The organism is Xanthobacter sp. BG11Y11_SDJG (genome assembly GCF_057364445.1).
In genome coordinates, this window is sequence record NZ_JBNFNU010000292.1 from 1 (window position 1) to 5,503 (window position 5,503).

At 69.9% G+C, this 5,503-nt stretch carries 3 protein-coding genes and 2 pseudogenes; 2 read left to right on the plus strand and 3 right to left on the minus strand.

Annotated elements, in window-relative coordinates:
* Positions 1-323: 323 nt before the first annotated feature.
* A complete protein-coding gene (locus AC2W7M_RS18905; RefSeq protein ID WP_486134038.1) occupies positions 324-1,502 on the minus strand; it encodes an MFS transporter in 1,179 nt (392 codons plus the stop codon).
* A gap of 120 nt (positions 1,503-1,622) precedes the next feature.
* On the opposite strand from AC2W7M_RS18905, the pseudogene AC2W7M_RS18910 reads away from it, so the two are divergent.
* Together AC2W7M_RS18910 and AC2W7M_RS18915 are read left to right on the plus strand one after the other, a co-directional pair.
* Positions 1,623-2,522 (plus strand): annotated as a pseudogene (locus AC2W7M_RS18910) (LysR family transcriptional regulator).
* Positions 2,523-2,608: 86 nt separating this feature from the next.
* On the plus strand, positions 2,609-2,803 hold the full coding sequence (locus tag AC2W7M_RS18915; protein WP_486134039.1) for a hypothetical protein: 195 nt from the start codon (positions 2,609-2,611) through the stop codon (positions 2,801-2,803).
* A gap of 12 nt (positions 2,804-2,815) precedes the next feature.
* On the opposite strand, the pseudogene AC2W7M_RS18920 reads toward AC2W7M_RS18915, so the two are convergent.
* A pseudogene (locus AC2W7M_RS18920) lies at positions 2,816-4,056 on the minus strand (glycerate kinase type-2 family protein).
* Between the two features lie 183 nt (positions 4,057-4,239).
* Complete coding sequence (locus AC2W7M_RS18925; protein WP_486134041.1) at positions 4,240-5,181, minus strand: GGDEF domain-containing protein; 942 nt, start codon at positions 5,179-5,181, stop codon at positions 4,240-4,242.
* Between the last annotated feature and the right edge of the window lie 322 nt (positions 5,182-5,503).

Genomic DNA, 5,503 nt, shown 5'->3' on the forward strand with positions numbered 1-5,503 from the left:
AGCCCGGCGCCGGCCCCGGAGCCTCGCCCGGACGAATTTGAAGCCATTCGCCGTCAGATGGCGGAGATGCAGGCCAAGCTCGACCAGATCATGAAGAAGCCCGAAGGCGGCGACGGCGACAGCGGGGCCTCGCAGTCCTGACCGGACCCCGCACCCTGGCCCGGGCGCCCCGCGCGCCGGGCCACGGACCAGCGCGAAAACCCGCCCATGACGGCGGCGCGGGTTTCCCCGGCGCAGTGACCCGGTTCTGTCCAGGGAGCGCGGTGCGGGGGCATGCCATCGGCCGGGACACGGGTGGGGCGGAGTGAACGCCCGGCGCCATCCTATTCTCCCGCCGGCACCGGCGCGGCCGGGCGCGCCGCCTCCACGCGCACCGCGCCATAGGCGGTCAGGATGGCGGCGAGCGGCACGACGCCCGCCACCAGGGTCAGCGCCCACAGGCCCGGACCGTGGTCGATGACGAGGCCGCCCAGCGCCGCCCCCAGAGCATTGCCGAGGTTGAAGGCGGCGATGTTGAAGGACGAGGCGAGCGACTGCCCCGCGCCCTTCGCCTTGTCCAGCACCCACATCTGCAGCGGCGCCACGGTGGCGAAGGCGGCGGCGCCGAGCACGCCGACGAAGAGCACCGCGCTCACCGGGTGGCGGATGCCCGCCGTCATGGCGAACAGCACCAGCGAGAGCAGCGCGAGCGAGCCGAAGACGGTCGGGACCAGCCATTTGTCGGCGAGCCGCCCGCCGGCGAGGTTGCCCACCACTAAGCCGGCGCCGAACACCAGGAGGATCGGCGAGACCGCGCCGTCGGCGAAGCCCGTAAGGCGGGTCAGCAGCGGCGCGATATAGGTGAAGGCGGCGAACACGCCGACCCAGCTCAGCACCGTGGTGGCGAGGCCGAGCAGCAGCGCCGGGCGGCGCAGGACCTTCAGGTCGTCGGCCAGCCGGCTCGCCTCCGGCGCCTGCCGGTCCTGCGGCACCAGCAGTGCGATCACCGCCACCGCCGCGACGCCGATGGCGGTCACGGCCCAGAAGGTGGCGCGCCAGCCCGCCATCTGCCCGAGCCAGGTGCCGAACGGCACGCCGAGAATGTTCGCCACCGTGAGGCCGGTGAACATGATGGCGATGGCGGACGCCTTCCTGTTGGCCGGCACGAGGCCGGTGGCCACCACCGAGCCGACGCCGAAGAAGGTGGCGTGGGCGAACGAGGTGAGCACCCGCGCCGCCATCAGCCAGCCATAGCTCGGCGCCAGGGCGCAGGCGAGGTTGCCGAGCGTGAACACCACCATGAGGCCGATGAGCACGCTCTTGCGCGGCCAGCGCGCCGTGAGGCCGGTGAGCAGCGGCGCCCCCACCACCACGCCGAGCGCGTAGCCCGAGATGAGCAGGCCGGCCGAGGAGATGGAGACGCCGAGGTCGGCGCCCACTTCCAGCAGCAGGCCCATGATGACGAATTCGGTGACGCCGATGCCGAAGGCGCCGGCGGCGAGCGCGTAGAGAGCGACGGGCATGGTGGTTCAGGTCCGGGGTGGGAAGAATGTGCGGTGCAGCATGGACCCTGCCAGGACCGTGAACTAGCATGCCGATCATCACAGCATTCATGAATTGAGATCAGGAATGGACGGCGCTCCATGAGCCAGGACATCAACCGCTCGGGCGAAATGGAGGTGTTCGTGCGCGTGGTGGAGCAGGGCGGCTTCTCCGCCGCCGCACGCCGCTCGCGCCTGACGCCCTCGGCCGTCTCGAAGCTGGTGGCGCGGCTGGAGCGGCGGCTCGGGGTGCGGCTTCTGAACCGCTCCACCCGCCGGCTCCAGCTCACGCCCGAAGGCGCCGCCTTCTACGCCCGCGCGTCCGCATCCTCGACGAGATCGCCGCCGCCGAGCAGGAGGCCGCGGCCGGCGCGCACCGCGCGGGCGGCTCAGGGTCAACACCTCGGTGCATTTCGGCATGGCCTATCTGCTGCCGCTCCTGCCCGTCTTTCTCGAACGCCATCCGGAATGAGCGTCGACGTGGCGCTCACCGACACGGTGGTCGACCTGATGGAGGAGCGCGCCGACGTCGCCATCCGCGTCGGCCCCATGCGCGACTCGGGTCTCGTGGCGCGGAAGCTCGGCGAGAGCCGCAACATCGTCGTGGCGGCTCCGGCCTATATCGCCCGCCACGGCCTGCCGCGCAGCCCGCAGGACCTGGAGCGGCACAACCGGCTGCGCTTCTGCTTCACGCGCATGGTCGAGGGCTGGCCGTTCCGGGACGGCGCCGGCGGCATCGTCACCGTGCCGCCGGACGGCAATGCGCTGGTCAGCGACGGCGAGGCGATCAAGGCGCTGGCGCTTTCCGGGCTCGGCCTCGTGCGGGTGTCGGAATTCCAGGTCCGCGCCGAGGTGGCGCAGGGTCTCCTTGTGCCGGTGCTGGAAGATCTCAATCCCGGCGACCTGTCCGAGGTGCACGCGGTCTATGTGGGCGGCGCCGGGCCGCTTTCGGCGCGCGTCCGTGCATTCGTGGACTTCCTGGCCGAGCATGTGCGGATCTGACGGCCGGCCCGACCGGCGGTGGATCGCCCGGCCGCCTTCGGGCGTTGGACCGGGACGGCATGCGCCGGGAACCAACGGAGCGACCCATGACCGAGAAGGCGATCATCAACGAGCGCGCGCGCCAGCGCATGGAGCGCGACTACGATCCGAACCAGACCGCAGGCGCGGCGCCCGCCCCCGACGTGCGCATCGCCAACGCGCTGGAATACATCGCCTTCCAGCTCGGCCAGATCAACCGCAAGCTCGACGGCATGATCGGGCAGACGAAGGACAAGCGCTAGTGTCCGCGCCGCTCACCGCACCAGGATGGCGCGGAAGTCGTTGACGTTGGTGAGCGTCGGCCCCGTCGTCACCAGGCGGTCGAGGGCGCTGAAGAAGCTGTAGCCGTCATTGTTGGCGAGGAAGGCCTCGGCATCGAGGCCTCTGGCCTCGGCCTCAGCCAGAAGCGCGGCATCGAACCAGGCCCCCGCATTGTCCTCGGTGCCGTCCACCCCGTCGGTGTCGCAGGAGATGGCGGACACGCCGGCGGCGCCCTTCAGCGCCACGGCGAGGGAGAGCAGGAATTCCACCGAGCGCCCGCCGCGGCCCTTGCCGCGCACGGTGACGGTGGTCTCGCCGCCCGAAAGCAGCACGCAGGGCGCCGCCGCCGGCAGGCCATGGCGTGCCGCGGAGGCGGCGATGCCGGCGAAGACGATGCCCGCCTCCCGCGCCTCGCCTTCGATGGCGTCGCCAGGATCAGCGGCGCGAGGCCCAGATCGCATGCCTTGGCGGCCGCCGCCTCAAGGGCCATGAGCGGCGTGGCGATCATGTGCATCTCCTGGCCGGGGATGGCTTCGCCCGCCACCTGGTTGGCGCGGATCACCGCCTCCATCTTCGGGTCGATGTCCACCTTCCAGGCCTTCAGCAAACCGAGCACCGTCTCCGGATCGGAGGCCTCCGGGATGGTGGGGCCGGAGCCGATGGCGCCTGGATCGTCGCCCGGCACGTCGGAGATGAGATAGGTGACGGCGCGCGCCGGGGCGATGGCGGCGGCAAGCCGCCCGCCCTTGATGGCGGAGACGGACTTCCTCACCTTGTTCATGACGCCGATGGGCGCGCCGGACTTCAGCAGCGCCCGGTTGAGCGCCTGCTTGTCCTCCAGCGTCAGCCCCTCCGCCGGCAAGGTGAGAAGCGCCGAGGCGCCGCCCGACATCAGGCACACCACGAGGTCGTCGGGTCCCGCCGAGCGGGCGAGTTCGAGGATGCGCCGAGCCGCGTCGAGCCCGGCCTGATCCGGCACCGGATGGGCGGCCTCCACGATCTCGATGTGCCGCGTTTCGCAGCCATGGCCGTAGCGGGTGACGATGAGCCCTTCACAGGGCCGGCCCCATTCCGCTTCGAAGGCGCGCGCCATGCGGGCCGAGGCCTTGCCGGCGCCGATGACGATGGTGCGCCCTTTCGGCGGCTCGGGCAGCCGGCCGGCGAACTTGCCCTCGGGCAGCGCGGCGGCGAGCGCGGTCTCGAACAGGGCGACGAGGATGTCCCGGTCGGTCATGGCGGCGGCGGGCGTCGGGGTTTCAAGCATGTCCGGCTCGGGCATTTCCTGGTTCGCGGGTCTTGTTGTCCGCCCGCGATCACTAGACTGGCACGCTCGCCCCATCAATGCGCCCGCGGATAAGGATGCTTGGTGCTGCGGGCAAAGCCGAGGTGACCCCGCTGCAGCCGCGCCGCCCGGCACCTATGCGCTGCCGGGCCCGGCGGAGGGGGGCGTATCGTGCTCCAGGGCCACGGTGTTGCGGCCCGCGGCCTTCGCCGCATAAAGCTGCGTATCCGCTTTCGACAGCAGGTCCGACAGCCCTTCATTGCCACCGCGGACGGCCTCGGCAACGCCGATGCTTGCGGTGATGTCGCCGGCGCGCAGCGGGGCGACGGCGATGCCGGCAATATCGTGGCGGATCTGGTCCCAAACGCGCCTGTTGAAGGCGAGGTCGCGTCCCGGCAGGAGGATGCAGAACTCGTCGCCTCCCAGCCGGCCGACAAAGCCTCGCTCGCCGATCGCGGTCTTCATGATCTTCGCCGCGCTGGCCAGAACATTGTCGCCGACCAAATGGCCGTGCTGGTCATTCACGCGTTTGAATCCGTCCAAATCGACGATGGCGAGCGTGAGGCCGCTGCCGGTGCGCTCCGCTTCGCGCAATAGGTGCTTGCCCTGGTCCATGAGGGCGCGGCGATTGGCGATCCGGGTCAGCGGGTCAGTGTGGGCCTTCGACGCGAGATCCGACAAGGCCGCATCGAGACGGTTCAGCGTCTCGTCCACCTCGCGCAGCAAGATCCCCGCGGTGTCCTGGAAATGGGTAGGCAGCTGCGGGAGTTGGCCACGCCGCCGGTATTCGCTGAGCGCAACCCGGGCGACCGACACCGGCGCCATCATCGCATGGATCGCCAGCAGGGCGAAGGCGGTGCCGAGCAGCGTCGACCCGAGGACCACGAAGAAGGCGGCCCGCGTCTCCGTCTCCGACCAGTCGAGCTCCGAAAGGGCAAAAATAATGAAGCCGATCAACGGAACATGCGTTCCAAGGAAGCAGATCGCCAGGAGCTTTCCGACATAGCTCTTGGGGAAAGGGACGCGGTCAAGTCGTGAATAAAGCCACAATTGAGGAAACCGCTCGCTAGGCTCCATGCGTGCCTCGATACATTGGGCAGATCAAGCGTCTGCTTGACCGTAGAAATGTCACGATAAGCGCCACCGTCATGCTGAAGCTCTGCAGTTCTGACGCGGAATGAGCATGAAGATTTCTGAAGTTCTAGCGCCGTGCGGGACTCGATTTCGCGGAATTCATATCCTATGCCCCCGGTGAAGTAAAAGGGGTGATCTCATCTTGTTGCGCAGTGCCGCCGGCGGAGATGGTCCGGGACAGGGCGGGGCGCGCTCGCCTCACAAGCGGGCGCGGAAGGCCGCGCGCACCGCCTCGGCGAGAGCCGCCGCGGCCGGCGAAAAGGTC